Annotated in this window: 13 protein-coding genes; 3 read left to right on the forward strand and 10 right to left on the reverse strand. The window is 60.7% G+C overall.

The features are described 5' to 3' along the window. Positions 1-6: 6 nt before the first annotated feature. The 9 genes from FJU08_RS06150 to FJU08_RS06190 form a co-directional block, all read right to left on the reverse strand. Positions 7-1,293, reverse strand: coding sequence for an amidohydrolase family protein (locus tag FJU08_RS06150; protein WP_141148076.1), 1,287 nt, complete (start codon positions 1,291-1,293; stop codon positions 7-9). Between the two features lie 20 nt (positions 1,294-1,313). Continuing rightward, entirely contained in the window at positions 1,314-2,258 is a 945-nt protein-coding gene (locus tag FJU08_RS06155; protein WP_141148077.1) for an ABC transporter permease, read from the reverse strand. Then, positions 2,255-3,304, reverse strand: a complete 1,050-nt coding sequence (locus FJU08_RS06160) for an ABC transporter permease (RefSeq protein ID WP_141148078.1) — start codon at positions 3,302-3,304, stop codon at positions 2,255-2,257. The genes FJU08_RS06155 and FJU08_RS06160 overlap by 4 nt, the downstream gene beginning before the upstream one ends. Beyond that, complete coding sequence (locus tag FJU08_RS06165; protein ID WP_141148079.1) at positions 3,294-4,808, reverse strand: ABC transporter ATP-binding protein; 1,515 nt, start codon at positions 4,806-4,808, stop codon at positions 3,294-3,296. Before FJU08_RS06165 ends, FJU08_RS06160 begins: the two co-directional genes overlap by 11 nt. Next, positions 4,805-6,202: an amidase gene (locus tag FJU08_RS06170; RefSeq protein ID WP_141148080.1), complete on the reverse strand. Its 1,398-nt coding sequence runs from the start codon at positions 6,200-6,202 to the stop codon at positions 4,805-4,807. The genes FJU08_RS06165 and FJU08_RS06170 overlap by 4 nt, the downstream gene beginning before the upstream one ends. An 8-nt stretch (positions 6,203-6,210) precedes the next feature. Then, positions 6,211-7,197, reverse strand: a complete 987-nt coding sequence (locus tag FJU08_RS06175) for a BMP family protein (protein ID WP_141148081.1) — start codon at positions 7,195-7,197, stop codon at positions 6,211-6,213. A 494-nt stretch (positions 7,198-7,691) separates the two neighbouring features. Beyond that, positions 7,692-8,549 (reverse strand): D-amino-acid transaminase, encoded by an 858-nt coding sequence (locus FJU08_RS06180; RefSeq protein ID WP_141148082.1) that lies wholly within the window; start codon positions 8,547-8,549, stop codon positions 7,692-7,694. Between the two features lie 200 nt (positions 8,550-8,749). Beyond that, the gene (locus FJU08_RS06185) at positions 8,750-9,445 is read right to left on the reverse strand and encodes a sulfate transporter family protein (protein ID WP_141148083.1); all 696 of its coding nucleotides are present in this window, start codon (positions 9,443-9,445) and stop codon (positions 8,750-8,752) included. Between the two features lie 95 nt (positions 9,446-9,540). Beyond that, a complete protein-coding gene (locus FJU08_RS06190; RefSeq protein WP_141148084.1) occupies positions 9,541-10,383 on the reverse strand; it encodes an aromatic ring-hydroxylating oxygenase subunit alpha in 843 nt (280 codons plus the stop codon). Positions 10,384-10,517: 134 nt separating this feature from the next. Here FJU08_RS06190 and FJU08_RS06195 point away from each other — a divergent pair, with 134 nt between their 5' ends. The 3 genes from FJU08_RS06195 to FJU08_RS06205 are packed head-to-tail and all read left to right on the forward strand — an operon-like array spanning position 10,518 to position 12,104. After that, a complete protein-coding gene (locus tag FJU08_RS06195; RefSeq protein ID WP_141148085.1) occupies positions 10,518-10,763 on the forward strand; it encodes a hypothetical protein in 246 nt (81 codons plus the stop codon). Between the two features lie 37 nt (positions 10,764-10,800). Next, positions 10,801-11,469 (forward strand): Rieske (2Fe-2S) protein, encoded by a 669-nt coding sequence (locus FJU08_RS06200; RefSeq protein WP_141148086.1) that lies wholly within the window; start codon positions 10,801-10,803, stop codon positions 11,467-11,469. Next, positions 11,466-12,104, forward strand: coding sequence for a glutathione S-transferase family protein (locus FJU08_RS06205; protein ID WP_141148087.1), 639 nt, complete (start codon positions 11,466-11,468; stop codon positions 12,102-12,104). The genes FJU08_RS06200 and FJU08_RS06205 overlap by 4 nt, the downstream gene beginning before the upstream one ends. Before the next feature lie 56 nt (positions 12,105-12,160). Here FJU08_RS06205 and FJU08_RS06210 read toward each other — a convergent pair whose 3' ends face one another. Further along, positions 12,161-14,329, reverse strand: coding sequence for a malate synthase G (locus tag FJU08_RS06210; RefSeq protein WP_141148088.1), 2,169 nt, complete (start codon positions 14,327-14,329; stop codon positions 12,161-12,163). Positions 14,330-14,400: the final 71 nt, after the last annotated feature.

Genomic DNA, 14,400 nt, shown 5'->3' on the forward strand with positions numbered 1-14,400 from the left:
CAAATCTTATCGCGCCGTCGGATTTTTGCCCGGATCAAGGCTTTCCGGCCGGCCATCAAGCGCCAGTGTCGCAATCTTCGGCGGGATCGACGAAATCACCTTGCCACGTTTCACAACGAACAGCCGCGCCGGTTTCAGCCGCAATGCCTCCAGCACGTCTTCAGCCTGCAGCACCACCAGATCGGCAGGGTTGCCGACCTTCAGACCATAGGTCTCAAGCCCCAGGGCCTTGGCCGAATTCACCGTGACCGCCTCATAGATCTTCTGCTTGTCCTCAACGCCGGACATCTGCGCCACATGTACCGCCATATGGGCGACCTCAAGCATGTCGCCGGACCCCATCGAATACCACGGGTCCATCACGCAGTCATGGCCGAAGGCGACATTGATACCGGCCGCCATCAGTTCGCGCACCCGTGTCAGCCCGCGCCGCTTGGGAAACGTATCGTGGCGGCCCTGCAGCATGATGTTGATCAGCGGATTGGGAATGGCGTTGATCCCGGCTTCCGCCATCAGCGGGATCAGCTTGGAGACGTAATAATTGTCCATCGAATGCATCGACGTCAGATGCGATCCGGCAACCCGGCCCTGCAACCCGAAACGGATCGTCTCGGCCGCCAGCGTTTCGATATGCCGCGACATCGGATCATCCGTTTCATCGCAATGCATGTCGACCGGCAGGCCGCGTTCGGCCGCAATCCGGCAGAGCGCCTCGACCGAGCGGGCGCCATCGGCCATGGTCCGCTCGAAATGCGGAATGCCGCCGACCACGTCAACACCCATATCAAGCGCCCGTTCCAGCGATTTCACCCCGTCCTTGGCTCGGTAATAGCCATCCTGCGGGAAGGCGACCAATTGCAGGTCGATATAGGGTTTGACCTTTTCCTTCACCTCCAGCATCGCCTCGGCGGTGACAAGACGCGGATCGGACGTGTCGACATGGCTGCGGATGAACAACAGCCCCTGCGACACGGCAAGATCGCAATAGGCCAGTGCCCGTTCGATCAGCGCTTCTTTTGTCAGCATCGGCCGGAGCTCGCCCCACAGCGCAATACCTTCCAAAAGCGTGCCGGAGACATTCATGCGCGGCAGGCCGAGCGATAGCGTCGCATCCATGTGGAAATGCGGATCAACGAAGGGCGGGCTCACCATCCGGCCGCTCGCATCGATCACATCACGCGCTTCCGCCGTAATCCCCGGCTCCATCGCGCCGATAAGACCATCGGCAATGGCAATGTCGACGCCCTTCCGGCCATCCGGCAGGTTGGCATTTTTGATGATGAGGTCAAACATGGCGGAACTCCTTGGCAAAATCAGCGTTCGCCGCGCCGGTAGGGCTGCATCAGCGCCTGCGGCACGCGGGCGCGTCGCGCCATGACGGCAAGGGCGGCGATTGACAGGATATAGGGGATCATCAGGAACAGCTGATAGGGCACAACGCCGCTGAGCACGGTTTGCAGCCTGAGCTGGAAACCATCGAAAAAGGCAAACAGCAGCGCCCCGAACAGCGCCCGTTCCGGCTTCCACGAGGCAAAGACGACAAGCGCAATACAGATCCAGCCACGCCCCTGCACCATGGTCGGGAAAAAGGAATTGAAGGCCGAGGTGGTCAAAAAGGCGCCGCCGACCGCCATCAATGCGCTGCCTGCGGTAATGGCGGCATAGCGCACCAGCATCGGGTTCAGCCCCTGGGCTTCGGCCGCATGCGGATTTTCGCCTGTCATGCGGATCGCAAGGCCTGCCGGCGTGCGCGCCAGAAACCAGGCCAGCACCAGCGCCAGCACAATCGCGAGATAGGTGGGTGCCGTCTGGGTGAAGAAGGCCGGACCGATGAAGGGCAGATCGGAAAGCCCCGGAATATTGATCGGCTGAAACGGCTCGATTGTCGGCGGCGTGCCGGAAACCGGCACCAGAAGGCGGAACAGATAATAGGAAAAGCTCGAGGCAAACAGCGTGACGCCAAGGCCGGACACATGCTGCGACAGGCCAAGCGTGACGGTAAGCGCGGCATGCAAAAGACCGAAGACAGCACCCGCCAGCGCCGCGATCAAAAGCCCGGTCCAAAGATCCGCCCCATTATAGACCGCCAGCCAGCCGATCATGGCGCCAAAGGTCATGATGCCCTCAATGCCAAGATTGAGCACACCCGAACGTTCCGACAGCAACGCCCCGAGCGTGCCGAGGATCAGCGGTGTCGCGATGCGCAGAACGGCCGCCCAGAGCCCGGCGGAAGCGAGAATATCGACAAGCGCGTTCATCGGCGGATCCTGTATTGGGCAAAGAAGACGGCGACCAGCATCGACAGAAGCGACAGCGCCACGGTGACGTCGGCAATATAAGTTGGAATGCCGAGCGCGCGGCTCATGCCATCCGCGCCAACAAACATGGTGGCGGTGAACAGCGCGGCCAGCACAACCCCCAGCGGATTGAGGTTGGCGAGCATGGCAACGACGATGCCGGAATAGCCGAAGCCCGGCGACAGGTCCGTCGTCACATAGCCCTTGACGCCCAGCACCTCGACGGCACCGGCAAGCCCAGCAAGCCCGCCGGAAATCATCGCCACGACCACCAGCGTGCGCGCCAGCGGCACACCGGCAAAGACCGCCCCTTTCGGATTCAGCCCCGCGGCCCGCGAGCGCAGGCCGAACACAGTGCGCGACTGGACGAAATGCACGATGATCGCCAGCACCACCGCAATCACCAGACCGAAATGCAATCTGGAGCGTGCCAGAAGCTTGGGCAGGCGGGCGATCTTGTCGACCGCTTCCGATTGCGGCCAGCCAAAGGCCAGCGGGTCTTTCAGCACGCCGTCAATCAGCATCGAAACAAACAGGATGGCGACGAAATTCAACAGCAGCGTCGTCACCACCTCATCGACGGAAAAGCGCAGTCTGAGCCAGAGCGGGACCAACAACAGCACCATGCCGGCAATGGCCCCCGAAATCAGCAGGATCGGAATCTGTACCAGGCCGGGCAATCCCGCCGTCAGATGCGCGCCGACGGCGGCAACGGCGATGGCGCCAAGATAGAACTGCCCCTCCGCACCGATATTCCACAGCCGCGCGCGAAAGGCGACGGCTGCGGCAAGCCCGGTCAGGATCAGCGGTGTGGCACGCGTCAGCGTTTCGGAAATCGACAGCCTTGAGCCGAAAGCGCCGACCAGAATTTTCCAGTAGGCTTCGAAGACCGGCGCACCGGCTGCGGCGATCAGAACACCGGAAATGGCAAGGGCCACGACAACAGCGATCAGCGGCGTCGCAATGGTCAGCATGAGCGAACGGTGTTCGCGCCGTTCAAACCGCATGGTTCGTCTCCTCAAAGGCACCGGCCATCATCAGGCCGAGCCTGGTCTTGTCGGCGTCTTCTGCCATGACGGGCGACGATAGCCGGCCACCGACAATCGCCTGAATGCGATCGGCAAGCCCCATCACTTCATCCAGATCTTCCGAGATCAGCAGCACGGCGGTGCCCGCCTTCTTTGCGGCGAGAATGCGCTCGTGAACGGCGGCGACAGCCCCTTCATCCAGCCCGCGCGCCGGCTGCGCGGCCAGCAGGATCTTCGGATTTTCGATCAGATTGCGGCCGAGAATAAGCTTTTGCATATTGCCGCCCGACAATAGCCGGGTGCGGCTCGTCGGTGTGCCGCCACGCACATCAAAACCGTCAATGATCTGGCGGGCGAAAGCGATGCCGGCCTTGCGGTCAACAAAACCGTGGCTCTGATAATCCTCGATCCGCTCCAGAACCGCATTCTCCCAGATCGCCATTTCGCCGATCGCGCCTTCGCCATTGCGATCTTCCGGAACGCGGCCAATGCCGAGCCGGATGGCATCGCCGACGGTGAGATCACCGACGGCTTCACCAAACAGCATCAGATCGCCGTCCGTGCGTTTCGCCGTTCCACTCAAAAGCCGCGCCAGATGCGCCTGACCATTGCCGGAAACACCTATAATACCGAGCACTTCACCGGCATGAAGACGGAAGCTGACCCGTTTCAGCCGGTCGACACCAGCCTCCCGCAGTGTGATCGCCGCCGCTTCCAGCACCACCGGTCCGGGCGTTGACGCCTCACGCAGCGGACGCTTGACCGCATGGCCGACCATCAGTTCGGCAAGTTCGGCCTTCGAGGTATCGCCGACGGCACGCTCTGCGACATGCCGGCCGCCGCGCAGGACCACGATCCGGTCGGCCGTCGCCATGACCTCATCGAGCTTGTGGGAGATGAAGATCAGCGACAGGCCCTTTGCCGCCATATCCTTCAGCGTCGAAAACAGTTTCTCCGCTTCCGGCTGGGTCAGCACCGCTGTCGGTTCATCCAGCACCAGAATTTCAGCATCGTTGTAAAGCGCCTTGAGGATCTCGACACGCTGCTGCTCGCCGACCGAGAGATCACCCAGCCTGGCATCGGGATCAACGGCAAGACCGAAACGGGCGGAAATCTCGGCGAGCTTCTGTCGCCCTGCCCTCACATTGGAAGACAGCCGCCACAGGCTTTCCGTGCCGGTCATGACATTTTCCAGCACGGTGAGATTGGGGGCGAGCGAGAAATGCTGATGCACCATGCCGATACCGGCGGCGATGGCAGCACGCGGCGAGCCGGGCGGCAATTCGCGGCCCTTGACCGTTACCGTGCCTTCATCCTGGACATAATGGCCGAAGAGAATGCTCATCAGCGTCGTCTTGCCGGCACCGTTCTCACCCAGAAGCGCTACGATCTCGCCCTTGGCAAGCGAAAGCGAGATCGCATCATTGGCGAGGTTATCGCCGAAGCGTTTGCTGACATTGCTGATCTGAAGAACCGGCGTCATCGTCCAAATCCTGCTATCGCGAAGGGGTGGTGCCAACGGTCCTCATTCTCAAGCGTCTGCGCAAGTCCGAGAAGCCGCATTTCCGCGCCCGAAGGTGCCATCAATTGCAAGGGAAGCGGCAGGCCGTCATGATCAGCACCGACGGGCAGCGTCAGCGCGGCAAAGCCGGACATATTGGCAAGGGTCGCCAGCGGCGCGAAGGCCGCCATACGGGCAAAATGGGCTGCCGTATCGCCATGATCGGCCGGAAAGGCGCCGATGGGCCGTGGCGGGCCGGAAAGCATCGGCGACGCCAGAACATCAATGCCGTCAAACAGCGCCCAGCAATCCCGTGCGACAAAGGCGAGCCGATTGGTGATCTGCCAGACATCCGTGCCGGACATGGCAAGCCCGCGGGCGACAACCGCCTGTGTCAACGGCTCCAGTTTCGTGCAATCGAGGCCGAAGCGACGGGCATTTGTCGCAAGATTGATCGCGGCAATATCGCCGAACAGCGCGGCGCACTCTTCCGCCAGCGCCGAGACCCTGCCCCATTCCAGCGCAACAAGGCGATGGCCTTTGCGTTCAAGACTTTTCATCGCATCCAGCACGGCTGCGGCGCGTTCAGGTGTCGTTGGCGTCCTGTCGCCGGTCTCCGCCAGAACACCGATGGAAAACGTGCCTTCGGCTTTGCCGGGCCGCACATCCGGGAAAGGACCACGCGCATTGCCGCTGAGCGTCTCAAAGGCAAGAGCCGCATCGCGCACCGAGCGGCAGACGGCAAGCTCCGAGGCAATGCCGCCGAGATAATTGCCATAGGCCGGACCGGCCGGCATGGCGCCGCGACCGGGCTTCAGCCCGACCAGACCGCAGGCAGCGGCCGGAACGCGGATCGATCCGCCCGCATCGGTCGCATGGGCGATGGCGACAATGCCCGCGGCAACGGCTGCAGCCGAACCACCGGAGGAGCCGCCGGGCGAAAGCCGGGGATCGAGCGGATTGCGGGCGCAGGGTCCGATCAGCGGCTCAGCGGCCAGCGACAGGCCAAATTCCGGCGAGGTGGCAAGGCCAAACATGCAAAAGCCCGCCGTGCGGAACCGGGCGGCGAGATCACTGTCGGCATCGGGATTGGGGGCCATGGCCTTTGATCCGGCGCGGAGCGGAAAGCCCTTGAAAGGGCCGCCGAGATCCTTGGCCACCAACGGCACGCCGCCAAAGGGCATGCGGCGCTTCTCATCCGCCGGAAAACTGTCGAACTGCGCCGCCGCGTCCAGCCCGGCAGCAGCATCAACTAGGCAGAGCGCACCAAGCGTCTCATGAGATTTCGCCGCGGCAAGTGACGTTTCCATCACCTGCCGCGCCGTCATTTCGCCTTTGCCGATGGCAGCGGCGAGCGCGGTCGCATCGGCCGTCATGACGTTCCTTACTTCGGTTCGTCCATGTTGCGCGGCACTTCAAACGTGCCGTCGATGATTTCCTGGCGCTTGGCCAGCATGGCTTCTTCGGCTTCCTTCGGCGCCACACCCTCGACGAAAGCGATATCGCTGCCGCCTTCCTTGAGCATGCCGAAAGCGGTGTAATCCTGACCGACGGCATTGCCGGCGGAAACATCGGCAAGCGCTGCATTCAGGATCGGGCGGAAGCCCCACAGCGCGTTGGCGAAGACCGTGTCGGGATAGCGCGGCGTATAGTCGATCAGCGAACCGACAGCCTTGATGCCACGTTCCTTGGCGGCATCAGCCGTGCCGATACGTTCGCCGAACAGGATATCCGCACCGGCATCGATCTGGGCGAGACCGGCTTCGCGGGCCTTGGGCGGATCGAAGAAGGTGCCGATAAAGGTGACGGAATGGGTCGCATCCGGATTGACCGCTTTCACGCCTTCGGCAAAGGCGTTGATCAGCATATTGACCTCCGGGATCGGCATGGCGCCGACCGAACCGACCTTGTTGGTCTTGGTCATCTTGCCCGCCAGCATGCCGGCGAGATAGGCGCCGTCATGGTTCCAGGTGCCGAAGACGCCGAAATTATCGCCTTCCGGGCCGCCCGACGAACCAAGCACGAAAGCGGTATCGGGATAGTCAGCTGCTACTTCGCGGGCTTCCGATTCCACCGCATAGGCCTCGCCGATGATCAGATCCATGCCCTGTTCGGCATATTCGCGCATGGCGCGGGGATAATCGGTCCCCGAAACGCTTTCGGAAAACTGATAGTCGATCACGCCTTCGGCGGCGGCATCCAGCAGCGCCTGATGGATAACCGAGTTCCAGGCATTTTCGACCGGCGAAGCGTGAATGGCGGCAACTTTCAGCTTGTCCGCCGCCATCAGCTTCGGACCGGCGGCAACAGTTGCCATCACGGCGCTCGAGATCAGCAGCGAGCGACGTGTCAGCAGGATGGATTTCGACATGGTTGGGACCCCTCTTTGACCAAATGGTTAATATTGTTATGAACTGCCCAAAGAAGTGTCAAGCCACGAAAGTGCTTATAAACCGGGCATATACATGACAGAATCTGCCCGCAAAAATCGCCATTCAACGGCAAAAGTCAAGCGCTATCATAAACTTGGCAATCGGCAAGTCTGGATGGATGAACACTGCTGCACCTGCGACTGCACAATACAAAAACCCGCGCATCTCTGCGCGGGTCCGTCTGCTGACAAAGCCATTCATATTGCATGTCTGAGGTGAATAGCCCCTCCCTCCGTCGTCATCCCCGTGCTTGGTCCACGGGGATCCAGTTTCATAAGGCATTGAACAGACGGGTTCTTCCGTCGCGCGGACGTGTTGGCTGGATGCCTGTGACAAGCACAGGCATGACGTCAGAAAAAGGTGGCGAGGTTTGTCAGCAGTCTGACCCGCACATCGCTGCACGGGCCTTCACATTTCCGATCCGGGGAAAACCTCAGATCGCGCCAGCGCGGCGATTTTCGATATAGAGTTCGCGCAGCTTCAGCGACAGGGCACCGGGCTTGCCGTCGCCGACGGGCTGGCCGTCAATGGCGATGACCGGTGTGACGAAATTGGAAGCGGAGGTATAAAAGGCCTCCTTGGCGGCCTTGGCCTCTTCGACCGTGAAGGCGCGCTCCTCAACCTTGACACCGTTTCGGGCAGCAATTTCCAGCGCCGAGGCACGGGTGATGCCGGGCAGGATTGCATGGCTCAGCGGCCGGGTGACGACGATATCATCCGCCGTGACGATATAGGCGGTGGCGGAAGACTGTTCGGTGATATAGCCGTCGCGCACCAGCCAGGCATCGTCAGCGCCCTTCTCATGGGCTTCCATCTTGGCAAGGCTCGGATAAAGCAGCTGCGTCGTCTTGATGTCGCAGCGACCCCAGCGCAGATCCTCGACCGTGGCAACCGTGATCCCCTTCTTGCCGGTCGGCGTGTCGATGACATTCTTCTTCTGGGTGAACATCAGGAAGGTCGGCGTGGTCTTGTTGTCGAACATGAAATCGCGGTCACCGGCATTGCCGCGCGAGACCTGAAGATAGATCAGGCCCTGTTCGATATTGTTGCGCGTGACGATTTCGCGATGCAGCGCCAGCAGCTCCTCTTCGGAAACCGGCATCTTCATGTCGATGGCAGCGGTGGAGCGCTTCAGCCGCGCCGAATGGCCGGCATAGTCCAGAAGTTTGCCATCCAGCACGCAGGTGACTTCGTAAATGGCATCGGCAAACAGATAGCCGCGATCGAAAATCGAAACCTTGGCTTCTTCTTCCGGCAGCCACTCACCGTTCAGATAGACGATACGGCTCATTCTTCTCTCCAGTTTTTCTCATGACACGGATGCGCGGCGGACGGAAACCATTCCGCGTGTTTCTGCGAACCGCCAGTGGCGCCTGTCCCGTTCCTCAATCGCACATACAGCCAAAAAGAATTCGATTCAAGACGACATTCTTAGCGGAATCTTGCGCTATTATCTTTTTTTGTCGCAAGATAGACGATTATTGGTCCAGTTTAGGCGGAATTGAGCCGTTTGAACACATGAATCATTAAAGCGGCGGCAAAAAGTGGCGTCGCCAGATTGACGATCGGGATCGCAACGAAGCAGGCAATCACCAGCCCGGCGAAGAAAACCCGCCAGGCATGTTTGCGCCGGAAGGCCCTTGCTGCCTCCACGCCCAGAAAGCGCATGGCGGCAAATTCGAAAAATTCCCGGCCAAGCAGGTAACCATTGACGACGAAGAAGGCGACGAGATTGACCCCCGGCACCAGCAACAGGACGAGCGCGATAAGGTTGCCGAGAATGACGATGCCGAGAAATTTCAGCGACGCGGCAAGCGCCTGAAACACCGGCATGGCGTGTCCCGGCGGGTCGTCGGGATAGTTGATCTTCTCGATATGCTCGGCCGCATCATCGAGAAAGATACCGGCGACAAAGGCGGAGACCGGCGACATCAGCATGGCGAGCGTCAGCGCCAGCCCGACACCGGCAAAAAACAGCAGCACGAAGGAGATCCATCCCGCCCAGTCCGGCATGGTTGGAAAGAGATGCGCCAGAAACGGGAAGGCCAGCCACATGAACAGCGCGCGGACGGCAAACCAGAGCGCGATCAGGCAGATCAGCGACAGGCCGAGCACCTTCCACAAAATGCCGCGCAGTTTCGGGTCAATCAGATCGGCACCGGCCCGGCGCGCGGCTTCTATCAGCATGTCTGGCAATCTCCTTGATCAGGGCCAGAACCTGATTTGGGCAGTTGACGGGCGGCGCGCAAGCCCTCCGCGCAAACGAAAGGCCGCAGGAAACCTCAGGCCGCCAGTGTCGTACCGTAGGTGATACCCTTTTCCTTCAGCCAGCGGCGATAGGCGATCGACGTCGCATCGGCGCGTGTCGGGATTTCCGCGCGCGGCTCCATCGGCAGCAGCACCGGACGCTGGTTTTCCAGAATGATGCGATCCTGCAGGAAAATCTCCTGCTGAAACTGGATCATCGCCGCGTCGCTGGCCTGATCATCGATCATGTAGAGGCCGGGATGGGCGCGGCAGAGATCCGGCGCCAGCGGCTGCACGAAAAGCGCAATCACATCGAAACGATTGGCGGCGCCGGGACAGGTCTTGTAGAGCAGCGTGTTGAACGGCGCCATGACACGATAGCTATAGTCGACATCGACAGCGCCTTCCGCCGAAAGCGCGGCACGCGGCTGCTTGAAGGTGCAGTCCGTTGCCCAGACCTCATCGACATCGCGGCGGATCTCGACCTTGTAGCTCTTGACCTCGGTATGCGGCTCGGCACCGAGAATATCGGTATGGACAAACGGAAAATGAGCCAGATCGAGAAAATTCTCGACAATCCTGAGCCCCGAGGCGCGCACGGTGATCGCCCCGCAGGTGATCACCCGGCGGTCAGGCTCGGCAATTTCCGGCAGATCGAAAAGATCACGGGCCGGTTCGCCCGGCGTGGTCCAGACAAAGCCATAGCGGCGGATCACCGGCAGAACCGAACCGCCTTCAGCCCGGCTGACGCCGATGACATCGCCGCGCCGTGTCAGGGTGAGCGGCACACCCAGCAAAACGGTCCGCGTCTCACCTTCGGCAAGATCGCTCTCGGCCGAGACCACATACCATTGATCCAGCGCTGCCTTTTCCACCATCTGTTCGCCCCGTCTTTCGTTTATCCGGCCAATCCTGGCCAGATAATCTTGGGAAGTTTTTACGCGCAAGTCCAGTGGCTTGACATTCATCAGCCAGCGCCTTCCGATAGCGCCAATCACAAGAGGCCGCGAACTTGACCGACAATGCCACGAAAACAACCTTCCGCTTCTCCGGCAGGCTCAGCCCGCAAAGCTTTCGCGCGCTTGCCGAAAACCGCGCCGCCCGGCTGGCGCTTCAGATCGATATTCTGACGCTTGATGAAAGGGCGGCCGAAATTCGGGTACATGGCCCGGAAGCGCTCATCGGCGCTTTCGAAATGGCCTTGTCACTCGGCCCCTATGATTGCATGATTCTCGACATCGCCACATCTCCGGCCTGATCCGGCCGAAACTGACCCCGAAAGGCATCAATTCATCATGGCAGCGACCTGGTATCCGGTAGCGCTCGCAGAAACGCTTGAAAACGGCAGCTCCGCCGGCACCCGCATCCGGGGCAGGGAAATCGCCATCTGGCGTGACAATGAAGGCACGGCCCATGCCTGGGAGGACCGCTGTCCCCATCGCGGTGTGCGCCTGTCGCTCGGCTTCGTGCGCGGCAATCACATTGCCTGCCTCTATCATGGCTGGGAATATGCCAGCGACGGCCAGTGCCGCTATATTCCCGCCCATCCCGAACTTGAGGTGCCGAAAACCATCCGCGTGCCGCGTTATAGCGTCGCAGACCATGCCGGCATCATCTGGACGACCGGCCATGAAGATGGCGATGTGGCGACACTGCCGGATGTTTGCGGGCCGGTAAGTCCGGTGCGCTCGCTCTATGTTGATGCATCACCTGAAAAGATCCTGGCCTGCCTGAAAAACGCCGATGCAACGGCAAGCGGCGCACCAGATGCAACAGTCTGGCGCGCGACCATCGGCAAAACGTCGCTTTTCATCGCGGTTCAGCCTTTCGACGATAAAATCACGGCGCTGCATATAATCATCGCCGCCGCAGCCGATGTGAAATTGCGCCTTGATGCCGCGCGCTTTGCCGAAAGCTTACGCCTTGCCGCCGAAACGGCCCCCGTTGCGGAGGCTGAACAATGAGCAAACTTGTTCTCTATGACCATGCGCTGGATGAAAACTGCTATCGCCTGCGCCTTTTCATGGCGCTCGCCGGAATCCCTTACGAGACAGTGGCGATCGATTCCGTGCCCGGCAACGCCCATCAATCCGCAGAAATGCGCGCCCTGTCGCCCGCCGCAATCCTGCCGGTACTGAGTGATGACGGCAAGGCCTATCCCGGCGTGATCGGCCCTCTCATCCATCTTGCCAGACTTGCCGCCAAGACACCGGATGGCAGCCCGTGGCGGCCCGAAGCCGAAGCCCCTGAAATCGCCGGATGGCTGGAATTTTCCGTCACCACGCTGAAGGCTGCAGTGGATGCCCGTTTCGAAGCCTTGTTCTCACCGACCGGCGGCCCGTCGGATGATCTGCGCCAGGCGGCACGCGAAGCACTGCGTATCATGGATGACCACATGACACGCCGTCAGATCGAAGGCTCTGAATGGTTTGTCGGCATGACGCCAAGCCTTGCCGATGTCGCACTGTTCCCGAGCTTCGGCCTGTCGCGCGATTTCGGCGTCGATCACGATGAATTTCCGGCCTTGAGACGCTGGTATCGCCGCTTCCGCGCCCTGCCCGGCTTCATCACCATGTCCGGCATTCCCGACTATCACTGAGGCGAAAAAGCCCGGCGCATTGGCCGGGCTTTTCACTGTCATTCCGCAGACACCGCTCAGGCGGCGTCCTTTGCCTTGCGCTCCAGCCGGCGGGCATGCAGCACCGGTTCGGTATAGCCATTGGGCTGTTCTCGGCCCTTCAGCACCAAGTCGAGCGCGGCCTGAAACGCAACCGAGCTGTCAAAATGCCCGGCCATCGGGCGGTAGAGCGGATCACCGTCATTCTGCCGGTCGACGACGGCTGCCATCTTCTTCATCGTCTGAACGATCTCATCTTCCGTGACGACGCCGTGATAGAGCCAGTTGGCCATATGCTGGGAGGAGATGCGCAGCGTCGCGCGGTCTTCCATCAGGCCGATATCGTTGATATCCGGCACCTTGGAGCAGCCGACGCCCTGATCGATCCAGCGCACGACATAGCCGAGAATGCCCTGCGCATTATTGTCGAGTTCCGCCTGAATATCGTCTTTCGACCAGTTGGGCCGCACCGCAACCGGAACCGAGAGAATATCCTTCAGCGAGGCGCGCTGACGGCTGACCAGGCTCTTCTGCACCTTCTCGACATCGACCTCGTGATAATGGGTCGCATGCAGCGTTGCCGCCGTCGGAGAGGGCACCCAGGCAGTATTGGCGCCGGCCCTGGGATGGCCGATCTTGGTCTCCAGCATTGCGGCCATCAGATCCGGCATGGCCCACATGCCCTTGCCGATCTGGGCGTGACCGGCCAGACCGCATTCCAGCCCGATATCGACATTCCAGTTTTCGTAGGCGGCAATCCAGGCTGCTGCCTTCATGTCGCCCTTGCGGATCATCGGCCCCGCTTCCATCGAGGTATGGATCTCGTCACCGGTGCGATCAAGGAAGCCGGTATTGATGAAGACAACGCGATCCTTCGCCGCCCGGATACATTCCTTGAGGTTGACCGTGGTACGGCGTTCCTCATCCATGATGCCCATCTTCATGGTGTTTTCCGCCATGCCGACAAGCTTTTCGGCACGGGTGAACAGATCGGTGGCAAAAGCCACTTCTTCCGGCCCGTGCATCTTCGGCTTGACCACATACATCGAGCCGTTGAGCGAGTTCAGATGTTTGCCGTCAGGGCCAATATCGTAAAGCGCGATCAGCGCCGTCACCAGCGCATCCATGATGCCTTCCGGTACTTCACGCCCGTCGTGATCGAGGATCGCCGGATTGGTCATCAGGTGGCCGACATTGCGGATCAGCATCAAGGAGCGGCGGCGCAGCAGGAAGGGCTTGCCATCACCGTCCTTGTATTCGGTGTCAGGATGGAGGCGCCGGGTGAAGCTCTTTCCGCCCTTGGACACCTCTTCCGACAGATCGCCCTTCATCAGGCCAAGCCAGTTGGAATAGGCCAGAACCTTGTCCTCGGCATCTACGGCGGCGACAGAATCCTCGCAGTCCATGATCGTGGTGATTGCCGATTCGAGCGCGACGTCATTGATATGCGCCGGATCCTGGCGACCGATCATGCCATCGGCATCAATCGCAATCTCGATATGAAGGTGGTTATGGCTGAGAAGAATATGGCCAGGCGCTGCCGCCTCGCCAAGATAGCCGGCAAATTGCGAGGGATCGGCAAGACCGGTGATCCCCTTGTCGGTCTGAACCATCAGGGCACCGCCCTCAACCGTCAACCCTTTGACCACGCTCCAGCTTTCACCTGCCAGCGGCGCTGACTTGTCAAGAAAATTGCGGGCCCAGGCTATGACCTTCTCGCCGCGTACCGGGTTGTAGCCCTTGCCCTTCTCCGCACCGCCATTTTCGGCAATAGCATCCGTGCCGTAAAGCGCGTCATAAAGCGAACCCCAGCGCGCATTGGCGGCGTTCAGCGCATAGCGCGCATTCATGATCGGCACGACCAGCTGCGGACCGGCAATGGTGGTGATCTCCGGATCAACATTGGCGGTGGAAACGGCAAAATCCGGCCCTTCCGGCAGGATATAACCGATCTCGCGCAGATAGGCCTCATAGGCGCCCATATCAGCCGGCGCACCATGTTCCTTGTACCAGGCGTCAAGCTTTTCCTGCATCGCATCGCGCGTCTTCAAAAGCGCGCGGTTCTTCGGCGCAAGTTCATGCACGATCTCGGAAAATCCGGCGAAATAGGCTTCGGGATCAACGTTGGTTCCCGGCAGAACGCGATCATTCAGGAAATCGTAAAGCGCCTTGTCGAAGGCAAGGCCGTATTTTTCGATGCGGGCCATGGGTGTGCCTCATTGATGGAGTGTTGGTTGTCCGCAAAGTGGGGGTGAAACCCTTCAAGGTCAACTCGGCA

It is taken from the genome of Martelella alba, from assembly GCF_006516955.1.
GTDB lineage: Bacteria > Pseudomonadota > Alphaproteobacteria > Rhizobiales > Rhizobiaceae > Martelella > Martelella alba.

What these genes read in the sequence shown, in the direction of transcription:
- FJU08_RS06150 (WP_141148076.1), bottom strand. Translation starts at nt 1,293, where the DNA reads ATGTTTGACCTCATCATCAAAAATGCCAACCTGCCGGATGGCCGGAAG.
- FJU08_RS06155 (WP_141148077.1), bottom strand. Translation starts at nt 2,258, where the DNA reads ATGAACGCGCTTGTCGATATTCTCGCTTCCGCCGGGCTCTGGGCGGCC.
- FJU08_RS06160 (WP_141148078.1), bottom strand. Translation starts at nt 3,304, where the DNA reads ATGCGGTTTGAACGGCGCGAACACCGTTCGCTCATGCTGACCATTGCG.
- FJU08_RS06165 (WP_141148079.1), bottom strand. Translation starts at nt 4,808, where the DNA reads ATGACGCCGGTTCTTCAGATCAGCAATGTCAGCAAACGCTTCGGCGAT.
- FJU08_RS06170 (WP_141148080.1), bottom strand. Translation starts at nt 6,202, where the DNA reads ATGACGGCCGATGCGACCGCGCTCGCCGCTGCCATCGGCAAAGGCGAA.
- FJU08_RS06175 (WP_141148081.1), bottom strand. Translation starts at nt 7,197, where the DNA reads ATGTCGAAATCCATCCTGCTGACACGTCGCTCGCTGCTGATCTCGAGC.
- FJU08_RS06180 (WP_141148082.1), bottom strand. Translation starts at nt 8,549, where the DNA reads ATGAGCCGTATCGTCTATCTGAACGGTGAGTGGCTGCCGGAAGAAGAA.
- FJU08_RS06185 (WP_141148083.1), bottom strand. Translation starts at nt 9,445, where the DNA reads ATGCTGATAGAAGCCGCGCGCCGGGCCGGTGCCGATCTGATTGACCCG.
- FJU08_RS06190 (WP_141148084.1), bottom strand. Translation starts at nt 10,383, where the DNA reads ATGGTGGAAAAGGCAGCGCTGGATCAATGGTATGTGGTCTCGGCCGAG.
- FJU08_RS06200 (WP_141148086.1), top strand. Translation starts at nt 10,801, where the DNA reads ATGGCAGCGACCTGGTATCCGGTAGCGCTCGCAGAAACGCTTGAAAAC.
- FJU08_RS06205 (WP_141148087.1), top strand. Translation starts at nt 11,466, where the DNA reads ATGAGCAAACTTGTTCTCTATGACCATGCGCTGGATGAAAACTGCTAT.
- FJU08_RS06210 (WP_141148088.1), bottom strand. Translation starts at nt 14,329, where the DNA reads ATGGCCCGCATCGAAAAATACGGCCTTGCCTTCGACAAGGCGCTTTAC.